Source organism: Streptomyces sp. NPDC043680 (genome assembly GCF_056436685.1).
This window is the reverse complement of record NZ_JBWKCE010000016.1, coordinates 125941-146242: the sequence shown is the minus strand read 5'-3', so window position 1 is coordinate 146242 and position 20302 is coordinate 125941. Positions and strand designations below refer to the sequence as shown.

The window sequence follows — 20302 nt, the reverse complement described above, 5'->3', positions numbered from 1 at the left end:
GGGGACCCTGTGGGAGAGTAGGACGCCGCCGAACAATCATTGCGGGAAGCCCCGCACCAGCCCTTCCGGGCTCGGTGCGGGGCTTTTCTGCGTTCTGGTCCCGTGCGGGGGTCCTGTAGGGTCAGGAGGCATCGTTCGCACGTTCAACAGTGGAGGCCCCCGGGTGGAGGTCCAGGAGACTCGGGTTCAGACTGACCGAATTTTCACCATTCCGAACATCCTGAGCATGGCTCGCCTCGTCGGTGTGCCCCTCTTCCTCTGGTTGATCCTGGAGAAGCACGACGCCTGGGCGCTGGTCGTCCTCATGCTCAGCGGGGTCAGTGACTACCTCGACGGGAAGCTCGCGCGGCGTTGGAATCAGATCAGCAGCCTCGGCCGGCTGCTGGATCCCGCTGCGGACCGGCTCTACATCCTCTCCACGCTCTTCGGCCTGACCTATCGGGGCATCCTTCCATTGTGGCTTACCGGGGCCCTGCTCGCCCGCGAGCTGATGCTGCTGGTGATGGTCTGGATCCTGCGCCGTCACGGCTATCCGCCGCCGCAGGTCAACTTCCTCGGCAAGGCCGCGACCTTCAACCTGATGTACGCCTTCCCGCTGCTGCTGCTCAGTGACGGTACGGGTTGGTTGGCCTGGATGGGGTCAGTTTTCGGATGGGCGTTCGCCGGATGGGGTACAACCCTCTACTGGTGGGCAGGAATCCTTTACGTGGTGCAGGTCCGCCGACTCGTGAAGGCGGACACCGCGGCCGATTGAGCTCGCTCGGTGCCGGGCTGACACGCAGTATCTGCGGAGTCTCCGTACGGGACGGGCGAAGTCGGCGAGAACGTCGTCTCTCAAGGAGGACTCTTCCGACATGAAGGCCGTCGTGATGGCCGGTGGCGAAGGCACCCGTCTTCGCCCCATGACCTCAAGCATGCCGAAGCCGCTGCTGCCCGTGGCCAACCGGCCGATCATGGAGCACGTGCTCAGGCTGCTGAAGCGGCATGGGCTCAACGAGACCGTGGTGACCGTCCAGTTCCTGGCGTCCCTCGTCAAGAACTATTTCGGTGACGGCGAAGAGCTCGGAATGGAGCTCACCTATGCCAACGAGGAGAAGCCACTCGGCACTGCCGGCAGTGTGAAGAACGCCGAGGAGGCCTTGAAGGATGACGCGTTCCTCGTCATTTCCGGCGATGCGCTCACCGACTTCGACCTCACTGACCTGATCAACTTCCACAAGCAGAAGGGCGCACTGGTCACGGTGTGCCTGACCCGGGTGCCGAACCCGCTGGAATTCGGCATCACCATCGTGGACGAAGAGGGGAAGGTCGAGCGTTTCCTTGAGAAGCCGACGTGGGGCCAGGTCTTCTCGGACACCGTGAACACCGGTATCTACGTCATGGAGCCCGAGGTCTTCAATTACGTGGACCCGGATGTTCCGGTGGACTGGTCCGGTGACGTCTTCCCGCAGCTGATGAAGGAAGGCCGACCCATTTACGGCTACGTCGCCGAGGGCTACTGGGAGGACGTCGGCACCCACGAGAGCTACGTCAAGGCTCAGGCCGACGTACTCGAAGGCAAGGTCCAGGTCGACATGGACGGCTTCGAGATCTCGCCCGGGGTGTGGGTGGCCGAAGGCGCCGAGGTGAGCCCCGACGCGGTGCTGCGCGGGCCGCTCTACATCGGTGACTACGCCAAGGTCGAGGCGGGCGTCGAGATCCGCGAGCACACGGTCGTCGGGTCGAACGTCGTCATCAAGAGCGGGGCCTTCCTGCACAAGGCCGTCGTGCACGACAACGTCTACATCGGCCAGCACAGCAACCTGCGCGGCTGTGTCATCGGCAAGAACACCGACATCATGCGGGCCGCCCGGATCGAGGACGGCGCCGTCATCGGTGACGAGTGCCTGATCGGTGAGGAATCGATCGTCCAGGGGAACGTGCGGGTCTACCCCTTCAAGACGGTCGAGGCCGGCGCCTTCGTCAACACGTCGGTGATCTGGGAGTCCCGCGGGCAGGCGCACCTCTTCGGTGCCCGGGGAGTCTCCGGGATCCTGAACGTGGAGATCACCCCCGAGCTGGTGGTCCGGCTCGCCGGGGCCTACGCGACGATGCTGAAGAAGGGCGCCATCGTCACCACGGCACGTGACCATTCCCGAGGCGCCCGCGCACTGAAGCGGGCCGTGATCTCGGCGCTCCAGACCAGCGCCATCGACGTACGGGACCTGGAGAACGTACCGCTGCCCGTGGCGCGGCAGCAGACCGCCCGGGGCAGTGCGGGCGGGATCATGCTGAGGACCTCGCCCGGTGTGCCGGATTCCGTCGACATCATGTTCCTGGACGAGCGGGGCGCGGACCTCTCGCAGGCGCAGCAGCGCAAGCTGGATCGCGTCTACGCGCGCCAGGAGTACCGGCGCGCCTTCCCGGGCGAGATCGGTGACCTGCAGTTCCCGTCGAGCGTCTTCGACTCCTACACCGGTTCACTGCTGCGGCACGTGGACATCACCGGGATCGCCGATTCCGGGCTGAAGGTGGTCGTGGACGCCTCCAACGGCAGCGCCGGTCTCGTGCTGCCCAGCCTGCTGGGCCGGCTCGGGGTCGATGCGCTGACGATCAATCCGGGCCTGGACGAGTCCAGGCCGACGGAGACCGTGGAATCCCGGCGGGCCGGGCTGGTGCGGCTCGGCGAGATCGTCGCCTCGGCGCGCGCCGCCTTCGGTGTGCGCTTCGACCCGGTGGGGGAGCGGATCTCCCTGGTGGACGAGCGCGGCCGGATCATCGAGGACGACCGGGCGCTCCTGGTGCTGCTGGACCTGGTGGCCGCCGAGAGGCGCAGCGGCAAGGTGGCGCTGCCGGTGACCACGACCAGGATCGCCGAGCAGGTGGCGGCGTACCACGGCACGCAGGTGGAGTGGACGACGACCTCGCCCGACGACCTGACCCGGGTGGGCCGGGCGGAGAACACGATCTTCGGCGGTGACGGGCGGGGAGGCTACATCGTCCCCGAGTTCAGCAGCGTCTTCGACGGATCGGCGGCCTTCGTCCAGCTGATCGGGCTGGTGGCCCGTACGCAGCTCACGTTGAGCCAGATCGATGCGCGGATACCACGCGCCCATGTGCTCAAGCGCGATGTACCGACCCCGTGGGCGGTGAAGGGGCTCGTGATGCGGCGGGTCGTGGAAGCCGCCGGTGACCGTCAGGTCGACACCACCGACGGTGTGCGGGTGGTGGAGGCGGACGGGCGCTGGGCGCTGGTCCTGCCGGACCCGGCGGAGGCCGTGACGCACCTGTGGGCCGAGGGGCCCGACGACGCGTCCGCGCAGGCGCTGCTGGACGAGTGGGCGGGGGTGGTGGACGGCGCCGGGCACTGACCGCCGGGTACCGGAACACGTACGGCCAGGTCCGGCGGGCCGGGAGCGCCACAGCTGCGCCCCCGGCCCGCCGGACGGGTGCATTCGGTCGGGGCGGGGGCGTCATGCGACGATGAGCGGCATGTCGCAGCCGTTCAACCACCGGGGTTCGGCCTCGCCGCCCGCGCGCCCGGACGCGTCCATGTCGCTGCTGACGCATGTGATGGACCACAGTCTCGACGAGGGCTATGCGGAGGCGTCGGCCCGGCGGGAGGCCGAGGGCACGGCGGGACTGCCGCGGACCCTCAAAGCCAGGCTGGCGCTCGCCGCCGGCCTCGTCCTCGCGGCCATGGTGGTCACGCTCGGTGCCGCCCAGGCGCGCGTGGCGGCGCCCGTGCTGGCCAAGGAGCGCCAGGAGCTGATCGACCGGGTGCAGCGGGCCGACGAGCACGCGGACGGCCTGGAGCAGGACATCGAGCGGCTACGGGAGAACGTGGCGAGCCGCCAGCGCGAGGCGCTCAAACAGCACGGCGGTGACCAGGGACAGCTGGTGGCGCTGTTGTCGGGTGCCACGGAGGTACGGGGTCCGGGGGTCAAGCTGGTCGTGGACGACGCCAAGGGATCCTCCACGGGCGGCGGGGGCAAGCCTCGGGAGAACGCCGGCTTCTCCGACACCGGCCGGCTCCGGGACCGGGACATGCAGAAGATCGTCAACGGGCTGTGGCAGTCCGGGGCGGAGGCGATCTCGATCAACGGACAACGGCTGACGGCACTGTCGGCGATCCGCGCCGCGGGTGACGCGATACTGGTCGACAACCGGCCGCTGGTCCCGCCGTACGAGGTGCTGGCGGTGGGGGACAAGAAGCGGTTGGGGACCGCGTTCCAGGACTCGGCGGACGGCCAGTACCTCCACGTGCTGCAGGAGAGCTACGGGATTCGTTACACGCTGTCCGCCGTGGACGAGGTGCGGCTGCCTGCCGCGTCGAGCCTGACCGTACGTACAGCTACAGCAGAAGAGCCGAAGAAGGGTGCATCGTGATCGCGGTACTGGGCCTCGTGGCCGGAGTGGTGGTCGGACTTCTCGTCCGGCCCGAGGTGCCGGCCGTGGTGGAGCCTTATCTGCCGATCGCCGTGGTGGCGGCGCTGGACGCGGTGTTCGGCGGTCTGCGCGCGATGCTGGACGGCATCTTCGTGGACAAGGTCTTCGTGGTGTCGTTCCTGTCGAACGTGGTGGTGGCCGCGCTGATCGTCTTCCTCGGTGACAAGCTGGGCGTGGGCTCCCAGCTGTCGACCGGTGTGGTCGTCGTCCTGGGCATCCGCATCTTCTCCAACGCCGCGGCCATCCGCCGGCACGTGTTCCGGGCGTGAGGCCGATGAGTACGAATGACACCCCGCCCGAGGAACCGAACGTCCCCGAGCAGCCTCTGGAAGAGGGGAAGGCGTCGCAGGTCGCCGAGCCCCCGCAGACAGGTCGGCAGCGGCTGGCGGCGGGTCTGTGGCCGCCGCGGGTGAGCCGGGCCCAACTGATCGTCGCGTTGCTGCTGTTCGTCCTCGGTCTGGGGCTGGCCATCCAGGTGCGGTCCAACAGTGACAACAGCTCCCTGCGGGGGGCCCGTCAGGAGGACCTCGTACGGATCCTTGACGAGCTGGACGGGCGGACGAAGCGTCTGGAGGACGAGAAGCAGCAGTTGGAGGATCAGCGCAGGGAGCTGGAGAGCAGCTCGAACCAGGCCGAGGAGGCGCGCAGGCAGACCGTGGAGAAGGAGCGCCAACTCGGCATCCTGGCCGGTACGGTGGCTGCGCAGGGGCCCGGCATCACGCTGCGGATCACCGATCCCGGGAATCAGGTGCAGTCCGACCAGCTGCTGGACACGCTCCAGGAGCTGCGGGCGGCCGGGGCCGAGGCGATCCAGGTCAACGGGGTGCGCATCGTGGCGGGCTCGTATTTCTCGGACGAGGGCGGCGGCATCGGCATCGACGGTAAGAAGATCACACAACCCTACGAGTTCAGGGTGATCGGCAAGCCGCAGGATCTGGAGCCGGCGCTGAACATCCCGGGAGGTGTCGTGCAGACGCTGGAGAAGGAGCAGGCCACCGTCGCCGTCACACGGTCGGCGAAGATCGTTGTGGACGCCTTGCGGCCTGCGAAGCAGCCTGACTACGCTCGGTCGTCATCGTCGTGATGCGGGACGGAGAGCGGATGGGCCCACGCGGGCGGGTGCCTGCGGGGGGTCGACGCGCCGAAGTCGCGGTGCGTGGTGGAAACTGTCTGGTGGTTACGGACGTTGTGAGAATGTCCGGGTCGGCAGGTGTGTGCATTCGGAGTTCGTCCTGCCCCACGGGCGGGTCTGTTTCGGTCAAGGGGAATCGCCCGTGAAGTTGTTTGAGAAGTTGTTCGGCAAGAAGAGCCGTGAGGAAAGCGGTGCGGCCAGGCACCGTGCGGGGCAGGGGGAGGTGGAAGGGCAGGGCGACCGGCCGCTCTTCCGGGACGAGGTCGCCGGCCCGGGTGATGTTCCGGGTGCGCAGGGTGGGTCGGCTGTTGACCCTGCCGGTTCCGGCCGCATAGGTTTCGGTGAACCATCGACCTCAACCACGGGTGGAGGGTTTGCCCCCGACCCGTACGCCACCAATGCCTCCGCGGGGCAGCCGCGGCGCGAGGAGCCGTCCATGTCGGCCGAGCAGGTGTGCAGCAGGTGCGGGCACCGCAGCGATGCGGCGAGCCGGTTCTGCTCGAACTGCGGGGCGCCGCTGCGGGCGGGCCTGACGCCGGAGCGTGCCTCGGAGACCACGTCCACGATCTCGATCTCGGGCCTTGAGGCCTACGAGGCCGAGGCGTCGGGACAGCACGTGTCGTCCTCCCTGTCCCCCGAGGCCCAGGCCGCGGTGGAAGCACTGCCCCCGGGTTCCGCCCTGCTGATCGTGCGGCGCGGTCCCAACTCGGGCAGCCGCTTCCTGCTGGACGGTGAGCTGACCACGGCGGGCCGGCACCCGCAGAGCGACATCTTCCTGGACGACGTCACCGTCTCCCGGCGGCATGTCGAGTTCCGCAGGAGCCAGGACGGCGGTTTCACCGTCTCCGACGTCGGCAGCCTCAACGGCACGTACGTGAACCGCGAGCCGATCGACTCCGTCGCCCTGCACAACGGCGACGAGGTGCAGATCGGCAAGTACCGACTGGTCTTCTACGCGAGTCTGCGGGGTATCTGACCCTCCCCCAGACCCCGCCCCCGGCATGCCGGGAGGTGTCCCAGGGGGGACCCACCAGGGAAGGTCCCATGCTGCGTACCACGACCGGCGGTGCCGAGAAGAACGGCACCGCCGGCTCGGCCGGGCGGCTGGTGAGCATCGGCACGGTGCTCACGATGCTGCGCGACGAGTTCCCCGAAGTCACGATTTCGAAGATTCGTTTCCTGGAGGCGGAGGGGCTCGTCGAGCCGCGGCGCACGCCTTCGGGATATCGCAAGTTCAGCACGGAGGACGTGGAGCGCCTCGCCCGCATCCTGCGGCTGCAGCGCGACCACTACCTGCCGTTGAAGGTGATCCGCGAGCAGCTGGACGCGCTCGACCGCGGTGAGCAGATCCGCATCCCGGCGCCCACGGCGCACGGGGACGCCGCCGACCCGTCGGCGGCCTCCGCGGGATACCCGGAGGCGGCTCGGGAACGGCCCGCCGCGGCCCGGGTGGGCCGGGCCGAGCTGATCGCCGCGGCCGAGGTGGACGAGGCGCAGCTGGCCGAGTGGGAGTCGTACGGGCTGATCGCGGAGGAACCCGGCGGCGGATTCGACGGCGAGACGGTCACGGTGGCCCGCCTGGTGGCCGATCTGGGCCGCTTCGGGCTGGAACCCCGGCACCTGAGGGCGATGAAGGCCGCCGCGGACCGGGAGGCGGGCCTGGTGGAGCAGGTCGTGGCGCCGCTGCGGCGGCACCGCAATCCGCAGACCCGGGCCCATGCCGAGGCCACCATGAAGGAGCTCGCGGGGCTCTCCGTACGCCTGCACGAGGCCCTCGTGGAGACCGCTCTCGGGGTCCGTCTGCGCTGAGCGGCGAGGGCCCGACTACCCAAACCTGCCGGGCAGGTCCTAGGGTTGCTGTGTGAACGAGCTCGACGTTGTGGGTGTCCGGGTGGAAATGCCCTCCAACCAACCGATCGTGCTCCTGCGTGAAGTGGGAGGCGACCGGTACCTCCCCATCTGGATCGGACCTGGGGAGGCGACCGCCATTGCCTTCGCGCAGCAGGGCATGGCCCCTGCCCGGCCGCTGACGCACGACCTTTTCAAGGACGTGCTGGAGGCGATCGGCGAGGAGCTCACCGAGGTCCGGATCACGGACCTGCGGGAGGGCGTCTTCTACGCGGAGCTGGTCTTCGCCAGTGGGGTGGAGGTGAGCGCGCGGCCTTCGGATGCCATAGCGTTGGCCCTGCGCACGGGAACGCCGATCTACGGCAGCGACGGCGTGTTGGACGACGCCGGTATCGCGATTCCGGACGAGCAGGAGGACGAGGTGGAGAAGTTCCGCGAGTTCCTCGACCAGATCTCCCCCGAGGACTTCGGAACCGGCCCGCAGTAGAACCTCGGCCGTGCCGTCCGGTGGTCGCCCACGAAGCGCTGACAGCCCATTCGAGTAGCCTTTCCCCGGTACGGGGCACGGGAAACCACTCTCAGGGTGATTATCACTCGGCGTGCCGAGTGTGGCGATCGTTGACGCACCCCTGGTGACTGCCTACCTTCGAGGGGGCAGGTCAAGGACGGAGGGTCGGCGTGAGAGTCACGGGCGACGGTACGACCGGGGGCATCCCCGCACGGAGTGACAGTGGGCCGTACCCGCTCCACGGCAGTGCGGCCAGACCCGCGCGCCGTCAGCCGGAGGCGGCCCCGGCCGGCCCGGCGGGTGGCGATCCGGCACCCGAGCAGGTCGGCTACCGCGGACCGACGGCATGTGCCGCGGCGGGCATCACGTACCGGCAGCTGGACTACTGGGCGCGCACCGGGCTGGTGGAGCCCACGGTGCGCCCCGCGTTCGGCTCCGGCACCCAGCGCCTCTACAGCTTCCGCGACGTCGTCGTCCTCAAGATCGTCAAGCGCTTCCTGGACACCGGGGTGGCGCTGCAGAACATCCGCACCGCCGTGCAGCACCTGCGCGACCGGGGTTTCTCGGACCTGGAGCGCATGACGCTGATGAGCGACGGCGCCACCGTGTACGAGTGCACCTCACCGGACCAGGTGGTGAGCCTGCTGGAGGGCGGTCAGGGCATCTTCGGCATCGCCGTGGGGGTGGTCTGGCGCGACGTGGAGAAGGCGCTGTCGCAGCTCCACGGGGAGCGGGTCGACACCGGCGAGACGGTCCTCGGACACAACCCGGCCGACGAGCTGGCAGCGCGGCGCAACCGGGCCGGCTAGCCGGCGTCCGGCCGACGCCGGCCGGCCCGCACCCGTACGGACTCCCGCATTGTCAGTGGTGTGAGGCAGCATCGGTGCTGTGAGATCCGCGCCGACCATCCTCCACCTGGACATGGACGCCTTCTACGCCTCCGTGGAGCAGGCGTCGAAGCCGAGCCTGCGCGGGAAGGCCGTGATCGTCGGCGGGCTGGGACCGCGCGGGGTCGTCGCCACCGCCTCGTACGAGGCCAGGCGCTTCGGGGTGCACTCGGCGATGCCGATGGCCCAGGCCAGGAGGTTGTGTCCGAACGGGGCCTACCTGATCCCGCGCTTCACCCTGTACCGGGCGGTCAGCGATGTGGTCATGGCCCTGCTGCGGGAGCTGTCGCCGCTGGTGGAGCCGCTGAGCCTGGACGAGGCCTTCGTGGACCTGGAGGCGGGCGGCGCCGCCTTCGACGCGGTGAGCGCCCGTGCTGCCGGTGAGCGGCTGCGGGCCGAGATCCTGGCCGCGACCGGGCTGAGCGCCTCCGTGGGGCTCGCCGGCTCGAAGATGCTGGCCAAAGTGGCCTCCGAAGAGGCCAAGCCCGACGGTCTGCTGCTGATCGAGGTCGGCACGGAGCGGGAGCTGCTCGCGCCGATGTCGGTACGGACCCTGCCCGGAGTGGGGCCCGCCACCGGGGAGCACCTGCGGCGGGCCGGGATCACCACGGTGGGGGAGCTGGCGGAGGCCGGTGAGGACGAGCTGATCCGGATGGTCGGGCGTTCGCACGGGGTGGGCCTGTACCGGATGGCGCTGGGGCTGGACGACCGGCCGGTGGTCGCGGAGCGCGACGCGAAGTCCGTGTCGGTGGAGGACACCTTCGACGTGGACCTGCACGACCGGGTGCGGATCCGGGGCGAGGTGCAGCGCCTCGCCGAGCGGTGCGTGCAGCGGCTGCGGGCGTCCGGGCACTCGGGGCGCACGATCGTGCTGAAGGTCCGGCGCTACGACTTCTCGACGCTGACGCGCTCCGAGACGCTGCGGGGGCCCACCGATGATCCGGCGGTGGTGCGGGAGGCGGCGGGGCGGCTGCTGGAGGGCGTGGACACCACGGGCGGGGTGCGGCTGCTGGGGGTGGGGGTGAGCGGGCTGGCGGACTACACGCAGGAGGACCTGTTCGCGCAGTCGCTGGCGGCCGGGCCGGAGCCGGGCACCGGCGGGCCGGACGCCGCCGCCGAGCCCGGTGGTCCCGGAGGGTCCGAGGGCGACCGGGATGCGGCGGAGCCGCCCGTGGAGCCCGGCAGCGGGCCCGTCCGGCAGCGGCACTGGGCGGCCGGAAGCGACGTACGGCATGCGGTCTACGGGCCGGGCTGGGTGCAGGGCAGCGGGGTCGGGCGGGTGACCGTGCGGTTCGAGCAGCCGGGATCGCCGCCCGGGCGGGTGCGCACGTTCCGGGTGGAAGATCCCGAGCTGGAACCGACCGATCCGCTGCCACTGGTGGGCGGGACGGCCGGCTAGCCGGGGTGGTTCTCGTCGCCTGCGAGCCGCCCGAAATCGCGGTTCTCGGGCCCGGGGTCCTGCGGCGCGGGCCGGAAGTCGGAGGGGAGGGAGACGTCCAGGCCGTAGTGGTGGTACAGCTGGAGTTCCTGCTCGGGGGAGAGGTGGCGGCCGACGCCGAAGTCCGGGGCGTCCCTGATCAGGGAGCGTTCGAAGGGGACCCGGAGGCCGTCGCCGACCAGCTCGCTCGGTTCCAGGGGCACGAAGGCGTCGCGGCTGAAGAGCCCTGTGCGTACGGCCGCCCATTCCGGCACGCCTGTGGCATCGTCGAGGTAGACCTCGTCGATGGTTCCGATCTTGGTGCCGTTGCGGTCGAACGCCTTGCGGCCGATCAGGCTGCGCGGATCGATGTCGGTCTGCACGGTACCTCCATGTGATCGCAACTCCTCCGTAATGACTACAAAAGTGCATTTCCGGGGTGGGGGCCACTCGAAAGAGGTCCCGGAACCTCGCTGGTAGGCTGGGTACCGGCTGTTGACCCTGTGCGGGAGAGTCCTCCGAGTGAGTTCGACGGAGGCGCCGAAGGAGCAAATCCTCCCCGGAATCTCTCAGGCATACGTACCGCACGGACGAGGCCACTCTGGAAAGCAGGGGCGGGTACCGGGCGCGCAGTGCCGGTTCCCCTCCTCACCGACGGTGAAAGCCGGATCGTGCGGAAGACATCCCGCAGGGCCCGGTGAAGCTCTCAGGTTGAGATGACAGAGGGGGAGGCCGTCCGGGTGCCCGCGCCGTGGTGCCCCTCGCAGGTCGTACGACCCAGGAGGCCTCCGTACATGACCGCCAACCGCATTCCGCTCTCCCAGCTGGAGCGAGGCATCCCCTTCGAGCAGCGCCACATCGGCCCGGACGCCGAGGCGCAGGCCAAGATGCTCGCCCACGTGGGCTACGGCTCGCTGGACGACCTGACCGCCGCCGCCGTGCCGGACGTGATCAAGAGCGCCGAGGCGCTCGATCTGCCCGGGGCACGGACCGAGGCCGAGGTGCTGGCCGAGCTGCGTCGGCTCGCCGACCGCAACCAGGTCCTGACCTCCATGATCGGTCTCGGCTACTACGGGACCTTCACGCCGCCGGTGATCCTGCGCAACGTCATGGAGAACCCGGCCTGGTACACGGCGTACACGCCCTACCAGCCGGAGATCTCGCAGGGCCGCCTGGAGGCGCTGCTCAACTTCCAGACCGTCGTCGCCGACCTGACCGGCCTGCCGACCTCCGGCGCCTCCCTGCTCGACGAGGGCACGGCCGCCGCCGAGGCCATGACCCTGGCCCGCCGCGTGGGCAAGGCCAAGGGCAACGTCTTCCTCGTGGACGCCGACGCGCTGCCGCAGACCATCGCCGTGATCGAGACCCGCGCCGAGCCGATCGGCATCGAGGTCGTCGTCGCCGACCTGTCCGCCGGCATTCCGGCCGAGGTCGCCGAGCGCGGCGTCTTCGGTGTGCTGCTCCAGTACCCGGGCGCCTCCGGTGCCGTACGCGAGATCAAGCCGGTCATCGACCAGGCGCACGAGCTCGGCGCGATCGTCGCCGTCTCCGCCGACCTGCTCGCCCTCACCCTGCTGACCTCCCCGGGCTCGCTGGGCGCCGACATCGCCGTGGGCACGACCCAGCGCTTCGGTGTCCCGATGGGCTTCGGCGGCCCGCACGCCGGCTACATGGCCGTCCAGGACAAGCACGCCCGCTCGCTGCCGGGCCGCCTCGTCGGCGTCTCCGTGGACGCGGACGGCAACAAGGCCTACCGCCTGGCGCTGCAGACCCGTGAGCAGCACATCCGCCGTGAGAAGGCCACCAGCAACATCTGCACCGCGCAGGTGCTGCTCGCCGTCATGGCCGGCATGTACGCCGTCTACCACGGCCCGGACGGCCTGCGGACGATCGCCCGCCGCACCCACCGCTACGCGGCGCTGCTCGCGGCCGGTCTGACGGCCGGCGGGGTCGAGATCGTCCACGGCTCGTACTTCGACACCCTTACCGCGCGGGTTCCCGGCAAGGCCGCCGAGGTCGTCGCCGCCGCCCGCGAGGGCGGGGTCAACCTCTTCCAGGTCGACGCCGACCACGTCTCCCTGTCCTGCGACGAGACGACGCTGCGCGCCGACATCGAGGCCGTCTGGGCCGCCTTCGGCGTCAGCGCCGACATCGAGGCCCTGGACGAGACCACCGCCGACGCGCTGCCCGAGGGCCTGCTGCGCTCCGACGACTACCTCGCGCACCCGGTCTTCCACCAGCACCGCTCCGAGACCGCGATGCTGCGCTACCTGCGCAAGCTCGCGGACAAGGACTACGCGCTGGACCGCGGCATGATCCCGCTGGGCTCCTGCACCATGAAGCTCAACGCGACCACCGAGATGGAGCCGGTCACCTGGCCCGAGTTCGGCCAGCTGCACCCGTTCGCCCCGGTCGACCAGGCCGAGGGGTACCTCACGCTCATCACCGAGCTGGAGGAACGTCTCTGCGAGGTCACCGGCTACGACAAGGTCTCCATCCAGCCGAACGCCGGCTCCCAGGGCGAGCTCGCCGGCCTGCTGGCCGTGCGCGCATACCACCGGGCCAACGGCGACGAGCAGCGCACCGTCTGCCTCATCCCGTCCTCCGCGCACGGCACCAACGCCGCCAGCGCCGTGATGGCCGGCATGAAGGTGGTCGTGGTGAAGACGGCCGACGACGGCGAGGTCGACACCGACGACCTGCGCGCCAAGATCGAGCAGTACCGCGACGAGCTCGCGGTGCTGATGATCACGTACCCCTCGACGCACGGCGTGTTCGAGGAGCACGTCGCCGACATCTGCGCCCAGGTGCACGAGGCCGGCGGCCAGGTCTACGTGGACGGCGCCAACCTCAACGCCCTGGTGGGCCTGGCCAAGCCGGGTCACTTCGGCGGCGACGTCTCGCACCTGAACCTGCACAAGACCTTCTGCATCCCGCACGGCGGCGGCGGTCCGGGTGTCGGTCCGGTCGGTGTCCGGGCGCACCTGGCCCCGTACCTGCCCAACCACCCGCTGCAGCCGACGGCCGGTCCCGAGACGGGCGTGGGCCCGATCTCGGCCGCGCCGTGGGGTTCGGCCGGCATCCTGCCGATCTCCTGGTCGTACGTGCGCCTCATGGGCGGCGAGGGCCTCAAGCGCGCCACGCAGGTGGCGGTACTCGGCGCGAACTACATCGCCAAGCGCCTGGAGCCGCACTACCCGGTGCTCTACACCGGCCCGGGCAACCTGGTCGCGCACGAGTGCATCATCGACCTGCGCCCGCTGTCGAAGGCGACGGGCGTGAGCGTGGACGACATCGCCAAGCGTCTGATCGACTACGGGTTCCACGCGCCGACCATGTCCTTCCCGGTGGCCGGCACGCTGATGATCGAGCCGACCGAGTCCGAGGACCTCGCCGAGATCGACCGCTTCTGCGACGCGATGATCGCCATCCGCGCCGAGATCGAGCGGGTCGCGGGCGGCGAGTGGCCGGTGGACGACAACCCGCTGGCGAACGCCCCCCACACGGCGGCCGCGCTCGGCGGGGAGTGGAACCACCCGTACACCCGTGACGAGGCCGTCTTCCCCGGCGGGGTCACGGCCGCGGAGAAGTACTGGCCGCCGGTGCGCCGTATCGACGGTGCCTTCGGCGACCGCAACCTGGTCTGCTCCTGCCCGCCGCTGGACGAGTACGACAACTGAGCGGCTGCCGGAGCGGGTTGCCGTACGGCGACCTGACATATTCGTATGACATGACCGTATGAAGAAGGGGCCGGTCCGGGATGATGAGTCCCGGGCCGGCCCCTTCTCGGTTCCGTGCTGTTCCCTGCGGTTCCGTGGTGCTCTTGCGTGCGGTCGCCGGTCAGGCCGCCTTCACCACGTGCGCCGCCGCGAGCGGACGGTGCGGTGCGATGATCTGGCCGTCCGGCAGCAGCTCACCGGTGTCCTCGAAGAGCAGGACACCGTTGCACAGCAGGCTCCAGCCCTGCTCCGGGTGGTTTGCCACCGGCTTGGCGGCCTCCCGGTCGGCGGAGTCGGCTGACGGGCATGCTGGCTGGTGCTGGCACATGGATGCGTTCTTTCGCTGCGGTGTGGTCTGTGTGCTGCGGCTCGATGCCTTGTTCATGGCCGCCCCCCGTTTTCAACGTCTTGGTTTGGTCAGGATCCCAGTGTTGCCCTCCGGACCGGAGTCCGCAGGGATTTCCCGGCAGCTGTCCTCATACATTGATGACGCATCACTCGTGCGGGCGGTTCAGGTCAACTCCCCTGTCATTTCGGGTGGTTCGCAGGTGGCCCGAGTGGGCTAGACCGAATGGGTCGTTCGGGTCAGTGCCCGTATCAGGCCTGCTCAGGCGGCCGGTGCGGCCACCGACGGGGGGAGCGGCGGGGCGGGCGGAGTCAGCCGGTGGGTCAGCACCGGCAGCAGTTCGGACACGGGATGCGGCCGGTACGCGGCGATGCCGGGCGGCGCCGGCGCCAGCGGCACCAGCAGGTCCGCGGCGGCCGGCAGGCCGGCGGAGGCGTCCGCACCCACCGCCCCGTGCAGCCACAGGGTCAGCATGTACAGCTCCGGTACGGACAGCAGTCGCGGCTGGTAGCTCTTGCCGAGCGACTCCGCCTGGCGCAGGGCGCGTTCGGTGGCTGCCACGTAGGGGCCCTCGAAGAAATGGGAGAAGGCCCACCCGTCCGGCGTCAGCCGGGTGTCCGCGGCGGCGACGTAGCGGTCGCCGCTGCGGATCAGGAACCGCCAGCCGGTCAGCCGGGTGCGGGGCGGGCGGCCTCCCGCAGCGAGCTGGGAGATGTTCAGCCGGTCGAGGACGTGGACCGGCAAGGGGAGTTCGGCGGTCAGCGGCCCTTGCAGCGCGCGCAGGGACGGGGTGTGCGCCTCGTGCACGGCGGTGGGGGAACCGAGTGCCGCGAGGACGCTGCGCAGGGCGGGCGCGGGAGCCGGAGGGACATGCAGCGGCATGGTGGGTCGCCTCTCACTTGGGAGACCTGTGGAACGGGGCAGGTGCGGACGGCGCTGTCGCATTCTGGGGCCAGAGGGGGGCTGAGGGGCAATGGCCGCGCGCCAACTCTCTGCCTCGTTTGCGGAGTTTATACGACATGTGTTCACCCAGTGTTTCGGCTAGCTGTCCCACCTATTGCGGACAAGGCGCTTACCGGTCCCGCTGCGATGGCTTTCATGCCGGATAGCCGCGAACAAGTCGGGCTGACCTCGGAGGCTACCGGAAAGGGGCTCGGCTGGAAAGCGCCCATAATCTGGAACCGGCAAAACCAACGCGGAATTTGCAGTCGACGGCTTGCCAGGTGAATGTGCCATAGCGCCCGTCGGCCAAACCGGCGCACGCTCCCCGCCACGCACGCTTCCCCGGGCGTTATGGATCACGCCCGCGGGGCATCATCGACCGTACACGCGAGCCTGGGTGTGCGGGGCCAGGCCACTTGAGGAGGGGACGCTTCGATGGGGGAGAAGGTCGTGGCGGGCGGATTCGACCTGTCCGATCGGCATCGGTACCGCAGGAAGCTCCACGAGTGCCTGGAGGGGCTGGAGCGGCTCCTGGCAGAGAAGAGATTCGATCGACCCAAGAACATGATGGGGTTGGAGATCGAGCTGAATCTCGCGGGCGCTGACGGGTTGCCGCGCATGGTGAATGCACAGGTGCTGGAGAGGATTGCGAGCACTGATTTCCAAACCGAACTCGGAATGTTCAACCTGGAGGTGAACGTACTTCCGCACCGGCTCGGCGGCCGGGTATTCGACCAGCTCGCCGAGGAACTGAGCACGGGGCTCGCCTATGCCCACCGGCAGGCCGCGGACGTCGACGCCGGAGTGGTGATGATCGGCATCCTGCCGACGATCACCCGCTCCGACCTCGTCACCGCCAATCTGTCGGCGGTGGACCGCTACTCGCTGCTGAACGAGCAGATCCTGATGATGCGCGGCGAGGACTTCCGGCTGGACATCGACGGCGTCGAGCGGCTGACGTGGAGCACCGGTTCGATCGTCCCCGAGGCCGCGTGCACCTCCGTACAACTGCACCTGCAGGTGACACCGGGCCGCTTCGCCGACGTGTGGAACGCGGCGCAGGCGGTGACCGCCGTGCAGATAGCCGTCGGCGCCAATTCGCCGTTCCTGTTCGGGCGCGAGCTCTGGCGGGAGTCCCGGCCGCCGCTGTTCACCCAGGCCACCGACACCCGCCCGCCCGAACTGCAGGCGCAGGGGGTGCGGCCGCGGACCTGGTTCGGCGAGCGCTGGGTGGAGTCGGCGTACGAGCTCTTCGCGGAGAACGTCCGCTACTTCCCCGCGCTCCTGCCGATCTGCGACGAGGAGGAGCCGCTGCGCGTCCTGGCGGAGGGCGGGGTGCCGAGCCTGCAGGAGCTGGTCCTGCACAACGGGACCGTCTACCGCTGGAACCGGCCCGTGTACGGGGTCGCCGACGGGGTGCCGCACCTGCGGGTGGAGAACCGGGTGCTGCCGGCGGGGCCGACCGTCGCCGACGTGGTGGCGAACGCCGCGTTCTACTACGGGCTCGTCCGCACCCTCGCCGACGAGCCGCGGCCGGTGTGGACCCGGCTGCCGTTCGCCGAGGCGGAGGCCAACTTCGACGCGGCGTGCCGGTACGGGATCGACGCCCGGCTGAGGTGGCCGCGCCGCGGCCGGGGCGGCGGGCTGGCCGGCGTGTCCGCCGTACGCCTCGTCCTGGACGAGCTGCTGCCGATGGCGGCGGCCGGGCTGGACGCCTGGGGCATCGAGCCCGCCGACCGGGACCGCTACCTCGGCATCATCGAGGAGCGCTGTCAGCGGCGGGTGAACGGGGCGACCTGGCAGGTGGACACCTATCACCGGGCACTCGCGTCAGGGATGGAGCGGGACGCCGCGCTGGCCGCGGTCACCCGCCGCTACAGCGAGCTCAGCCACCGGGGCGAACCGGTGCACACCTGGCCCGTCGGAGTGGTGGAGGAGGAGGTGGACGCCCCGCTGCCGCTGCGGCGCTGAGCCGGGGCCGCCCGGCGCGCGAGGCCCGTGATCCCGTTCCCCCGGTGAAGAGGCAGTATGGGGTGGTCGGAACGGGATGGCGGGACGGGAGGCGGACGTGCGGGCTGAGCCGGAGCCGGTGGTCGAGGCGGCGCCAGGCAGCGGGCGAGGGGTACTGCGCGCCGAGACGCTGCTCGTGCTGGCGCTGTCGCTGGGCGCGAGCGCCGTCTCCGCGCTGATCAGCTTCATCGGCTCGCTGACCAAGCCCGGCGGCCTCAAGGACCAGGCCGCCACGCTGAACGGTTCGTACGCCCCGGGCCGGCCCTGGCTGGACCTGGCCTGGCAGCTGTTCGGGATCGCCACCGCGCTGGTTCCGGTGCTGCTGGTCGCCCACCTGCTGACCCGGGAGGGGGCGCCGGGCCTGCGGGTCCTCGGCCTCGACCGGACCCGGCCGGCCTGGGACCTGGGCCGGGGCGCCGTGGTCGCGGCCGGGATCGGCAGTGCGGGGCTGGCCTTCTACCTGGCGGCGCGGGCGGGCGGCTTCAACCTGACGGTCGTGCCGGAGGCGCTGCCCGACGTGTGGTGGAAGTTCCCCGTACTGGTCCTCTCCGCGGTGCAGAACTCCGTGGTGGAGGAGGTCATCGTGCTGGCCTACCTGCTGCGCCGGCTCGACCAGCTGGGCTGGTCGCCGACGGGAGCGCTGGTGGCCAGCTCGGTGCTGCGCGGCTCGTACCACCTCTACCAGGGGATCGGAGGGTTCCTGGGCAACGTGGTGATGGGCGTCGTCTTCGTGTTGGCCTACCGCCGCTGGGGCCGGGTCGGACCCCTCGTCGTCGCGCACGCCCTGCTCGACATCGTGGCCTTCGGCGGGTACGCGCTGCTCGCGGGCAAGGTGGGCTGGCTCCCGACCCCCTAGAGGCGGGCCGTCCGGCTCAGGGACGCGCCAGGAGTTCCCCGTCGACGACCGTGACCGCGTGGCCGGTCAGCAGGGTGCGCTCGCCGGACAGGGTGACCCGGACCAGGCCCGTACGGTCCCCGCCCTGCAGGCCCGTCAGCCCGGTACGGCCCAGGCGGGCCGCCCAGAACGGGGCGAGCGCCGTGTGGGCGCTGCCGGTGACCGGGTCCTCGTCGATCCCGACGGCCGGGAAGAAGCCGCGGGAGACGAAGTCGTACCCGCGGGAGGGGTCCTCGGCGGCCGCGGTGACGATCACCCCGCGCCGGGCGTAGCCGCGCAGGGCGGCGAAGTCGGGGCGCAGCTCCCGTACGGTCCGCTCGTCCGCCAGCTCGACCACCAGGTCGCCGATGTGCGCCGAGGTGTCGTGGACGGACACGATCTCGGCGCCCAGGGCGCGCTGCACCGCAGGGACCGTCGCCACCGGCGTCAGGGAGGACGTCGGGAAGTCCAGGGTGATCGTGCCGTCCGCGGCGGCCTCCGCCGTGAGGATGCCGCACCGCGCCCTGAACCGGATCAGGCCCCGGGCCAGGCCGGCGGCCGTGAGGACGTGGGCGGTGGCGAGGGTCGCGTGGCCGCACATGTCGACCTCGGCGGTCGGGGTGAACCAGCGCAGCGCCCAGTCGGCGTCCTCACCGGCCGGCAGCGGAAGCGCGAAGGCCGTCTCGGAGAGGTTGACCTCGGCTGCGACCTGTCGCAGCCAGGCGTCCGGCGGGAACGCACCGTCGAGGAGCAGGACTCCGGCGGGGTTGCCGCCGAAGGGGCGGTCGGTGAAGGCATCGACGATTCGGAGGCGCATGCCCCGACCGTAGGGGCCGGTTGTGATCGTCGACAAAGGCCAATCCGTGAGGACTGGCCTGGTCAGCCCTGTGTTCGGTATGAGTTTCCGATATATCGTTGACGCATCGCGATTGGTCGGCGATAGTTGAGGCATCGCAACGGCGACCGCCGGGGCGACGACCACGACACACGACACGACACAGGCGAAAGGAGCGCAGTCATGCGTTCACACGGACAGCACGGACACGGCCACGGACATGAGCACGGACGGGGCCACGGCCACTGCGGGCCCGATCGTCGGGAGGAGTTCAGGGGGCTGCGCGCCGCCTTCGGCCCCTTCGGGCCGCCCTTCGGAGGCGGACCCTTCGGCGGGCGGGGCGGACGCGGCGGACCGCGCGGCCGGGCCCGGCGGGGCGATGTGCGCGCCTCGATCCTGGCGCTGCTCAAGGACCGCCCGATGCACGGCTACGAGATGATCCAGGAGATCGGCGAGCGCAGTGGCGGGGCCTGGAAGCCCAGCCCCGGCTCGGTGTACCCCACCCTCCAGCTTCTGGAGGACGAGGGTCTGATCACCAGCGAGAGCGAGGGCGGCAAGAAGCTGTTCACGCTCACGGACGCGGGCCGCACGGAGGCCGAGTCGGGCTCCGGGGCCCCGTGGGCCGAGGCCGGCCGCGGCTTCGACTTCGAGGCGATGCACGAGATCCGGACGGCCGGGTTCGGCCTGATGGAGGCCTTCGGGCAGGTCTTCAAGACCGGCTCGCCCGAGCAGCGCGAAAAGGCCCTCTCGGTCATCAACGACGCCCGCAAGAAGCTCTACCTGATCCTGGCCGACGAGCACTGAGCCGACCGCTCCCCCCGTCGCAGCGCGCCCCGCGAGTCATCCCGCGGGGCGCGCCGGCGTACGTGCGGACGTGCTCGGAGGGGTCAGGCGACCAGGCCGGCCAGCTTGCGCAGCGACTCGTTCAGTGCGGCGGTGGCCGAGTCCTTGAGCTTGCCCGCCATCAGGGAGACGGCCGCCCCGGTGAACTCCCCGTCGATGCGCACGGTGGTGGCGGCGCCGTCCGGAACCAGGGTGTAGCGGGTGAGGACGGCCACGCCCATCGGGCCCTTGCCCGTGATGGCGAAGAGCCGCTCGTCCTCCAGCTCCGACACGGTCCAGACGACCTCGGCCGGAAAGCCCATCATCTTCATGTTCTCCGCGAAGGTGGCGCCGACCGCGAGGGTCTCGGGGCCGCCGTTCGGGAAGCTGGTGTGGGTCGTGCTCCACTGTCCGTACGCCGCCCAGTCCGTCAGCTGGGCCCAGATCTTCGCGGCGGGCGCCTCGATGCGTGATTCCGCGGTGACTTCAGCCATGCGACCACCCCTTCTCGTCGGGTACGTGCGGCGGAACGTA

Annotated in this window: 19 protein-coding genes and 1 riboswitch; of the genes, 14 read left to right on the top strand and 5 right to left on the bottom strand. The window is 70.4% G+C overall.

Going from position 1 to position 20302, the window contains the following annotated elements; all coding sequences use genetic code 11:
• Positions 1–163 precede the first annotated feature (163 nt).
• The 10 genes from clsA to AC0666_RS26585 all read left to right on the top strand — a co-directional run bounded on the left by clsA (position 164) and on the right by AC0666_RS26585 (position 10202).
• A complete protein-coding gene (gene clsA / locus AC0666_RS26630) occupies positions 164–754 on the top strand; it encodes a cardiolipin synthase ClsA (protein ID WP_468972093.1) in 591 nt (196 codons plus the stop codon).
• Positions 755–854: 100 nt separating this feature from the next.
• Positions 855–3350: a sugar phosphate nucleotidyltransferase gene (locus AC0666_RS26625; protein ID WP_468586377.1), complete on the top strand. Its 2496-nt coding sequence runs from the start codon at positions 855–857 to the stop codon at positions 3348–3350.
• 112 nt (positions 3351–3462) lie between these two features.
• Complete coding sequence (locus AC0666_RS26620) at positions 3463–4368, top strand: DUF881 domain-containing protein (protein ID WP_468972091.1); 906 nt, start codon at positions 3463–3465, stop codon at positions 4366–4368.
• Positions 4365–4697 (top strand): small basic family protein, encoded by a 333-nt coding sequence (locus AC0666_RS26615; protein WP_030158423.1) that lies wholly within the window; start codon positions 4365–4367, stop codon positions 4695–4697. Before AC0666_RS26620 ends, AC0666_RS26615 begins: the two co-directional genes overlap by 4 nt.
• 5 nt (positions 4698–4702) lie before the next feature.
• A complete protein-coding gene (locus tag AC0666_RS26610) occupies positions 4703–5512 on the top strand; it encodes a DUF881 domain-containing protein (protein ID WP_468586373.1) in 810 nt (269 codons plus the stop codon).
• 82 nt (positions 5513–5594) lie between these two features.
• Positions 5595–6536: an FHA domain-containing protein gene (locus AC0666_RS26605; RefSeq protein ID WP_361722949.1), complete on the top strand. Its 942-nt coding sequence runs from the start codon at positions 5595–5597 to the stop codon at positions 6534–6536.
• A 68-nt stretch (positions 6537–6604) separates the two neighbouring features.
• Complete coding sequence (ftsR, locus tag AC0666_RS26600) at positions 6605–7369, top strand: transcriptional regulator FtsR (RefSeq protein ID WP_468972087.1); 765 nt, start codon at positions 6605–6607, stop codon at positions 7367–7369.
• 52 nt (positions 7370–7421) lie between these two features.
• Positions 7422–7895, top strand: coding sequence for a bifunctional nuclease family protein (locus AC0666_RS26595; protein ID WP_030009777.1), 474 nt, complete (start codon positions 7422–7424; stop codon positions 7893–7895).
• A 191-nt stretch (positions 7896–8086) separates the two neighbouring features.
• Positions 8087–8725: a MerR family transcriptional regulator gene (locus AC0666_RS26590; RefSeq protein WP_468586369.1), complete on the top strand. Its 639-nt coding sequence runs from the start codon at positions 8087–8089 to the stop codon at positions 8723–8725.
• 79 nt (positions 8726–8804) lie between these two features.
• Positions 8805–10202 (top strand): DNA polymerase IV, encoded by a 1398-nt coding sequence (locus tag AC0666_RS26585; RefSeq protein ID WP_478708415.1) that lies wholly within the window; start codon positions 8805–8807, stop codon positions 10200–10202.
• Here AC0666_RS26585 and AC0666_RS26580 read toward each other — a convergent pair.
• Positions 10199–10603 carry a PRC-barrel domain-containing protein gene (locus tag AC0666_RS26580; RefSeq protein ID WP_468972083.1) on the bottom strand — a complete coding sequence of 135 codons (405 nt, stop codon included), beginning with the start codon at positions 10601–10603 and terminating at the stop codon, positions 10199–10201. The genes AC0666_RS26585 and AC0666_RS26580 overlap by 4 nt on opposite strands.
• A gap of 113 nt (positions 10604–10716) precedes the next feature.
• Positions 10717–10815: riboswitch (glycine riboswitch) on the top strand.
• A 199-nt stretch (positions 10816–11014) separates the two neighbouring features.
• Here AC0666_RS26580 and gcvP point away from each other — a divergent pair.
• Positions 11015–13900: an aminomethyl-transferring glycine dehydrogenase gene (gene gcvP / locus AC0666_RS26575; protein WP_468972081.1), complete on the top strand. Its 2886-nt coding sequence runs from the start codon at positions 11015–11017 to the stop codon at positions 13898–13900.
• 160 nt (positions 13901–14060) lie between these two features.
• On the opposite strand, the gene AC0666_RS26570 is transcribed toward gcvP, so the two are convergent.
• Both AC0666_RS26570 and AC0666_RS26565 read right to left on the bottom strand, forming a co-directional pair.
• Positions 14061–14267, bottom strand: coding sequence for a DUF5999 family protein (locus AC0666_RS26570; RefSeq protein WP_356852505.1), 207 nt, complete (start codon positions 14265–14267; stop codon positions 14061–14063).
• 279 nt (positions 14268–14546) lie between these two features.
• On the bottom strand, positions 14547–15167 hold the full coding sequence (locus AC0666_RS26565; RefSeq protein WP_361722916.1) for a hypothetical protein: 621 nt from the start codon (positions 15165–15167) through the stop codon (positions 14547–14549).
• Between the two features lie 495 nt (positions 15168–15662).
• Here AC0666_RS26565 and AC0666_RS26560 point away from each other — a divergent pair, with 495 nt between their 5' ends.
• Together AC0666_RS26560 and AC0666_RS26555 are read left to right on the top strand one after the other, a co-directional pair.
• Positions 15663–17198 carry a glutamate-cysteine ligase family protein gene (locus AC0666_RS26560; protein ID WP_478708414.1) on the top strand — a complete coding sequence of 512 codons (1536 nt, stop codon included), beginning with the start codon at positions 15663–15665 and terminating at the stop codon, positions 17196–17198.
• 76 nt (positions 17199–17274) lie between these two features.
• Positions 17275–18093 carry a CPBP family intramembrane glutamic endopeptidase gene (locus AC0666_RS26555; RefSeq protein WP_468586360.1) on the top strand — a complete coding sequence of 273 codons (819 nt, stop codon included), beginning with the start codon at positions 17275–17277 and terminating at the stop codon, positions 18091–18093.
• Positions 18094–18109: 16 nt separating this feature from the next.
• Here the strand turns inward: AC0666_RS26555 and AC0666_RS26550 are convergent, their stop codons facing one another.
• Positions 18110–18928, bottom strand: coding sequence for a PhzF family phenazine biosynthesis protein (locus tag AC0666_RS26550; RefSeq protein WP_478708413.1), 819 nt, complete (start codon positions 18926–18928; stop codon positions 18110–18112).
• Between the two features lie 201 nt (positions 18929–19129).
• Between AC0666_RS26550 and AC0666_RS26545 the strand changes: the two genes are divergently transcribed.
• Positions 19130–19750, top strand: a complete 621-nt coding sequence (locus AC0666_RS26545) for a PadR family transcriptional regulator (RefSeq protein ID WP_468972077.1) — start codon at positions 19130–19132, stop codon at positions 19748–19750.
• Positions 19751–19833: 83 nt separating this feature from the next.
• Here the strand turns inward: AC0666_RS26545 and AC0666_RS26540 are convergent, their stop codons facing one another.
• A complete protein-coding gene (locus AC0666_RS26540) occupies positions 19834–20262 on the bottom strand; it encodes a type II toxin-antitoxin system Rv0910 family toxin (RefSeq protein WP_468972076.1) in 429 nt (142 codons plus the stop codon).
• Positions 20263–20302 lie beyond the last annotated feature (40 nt).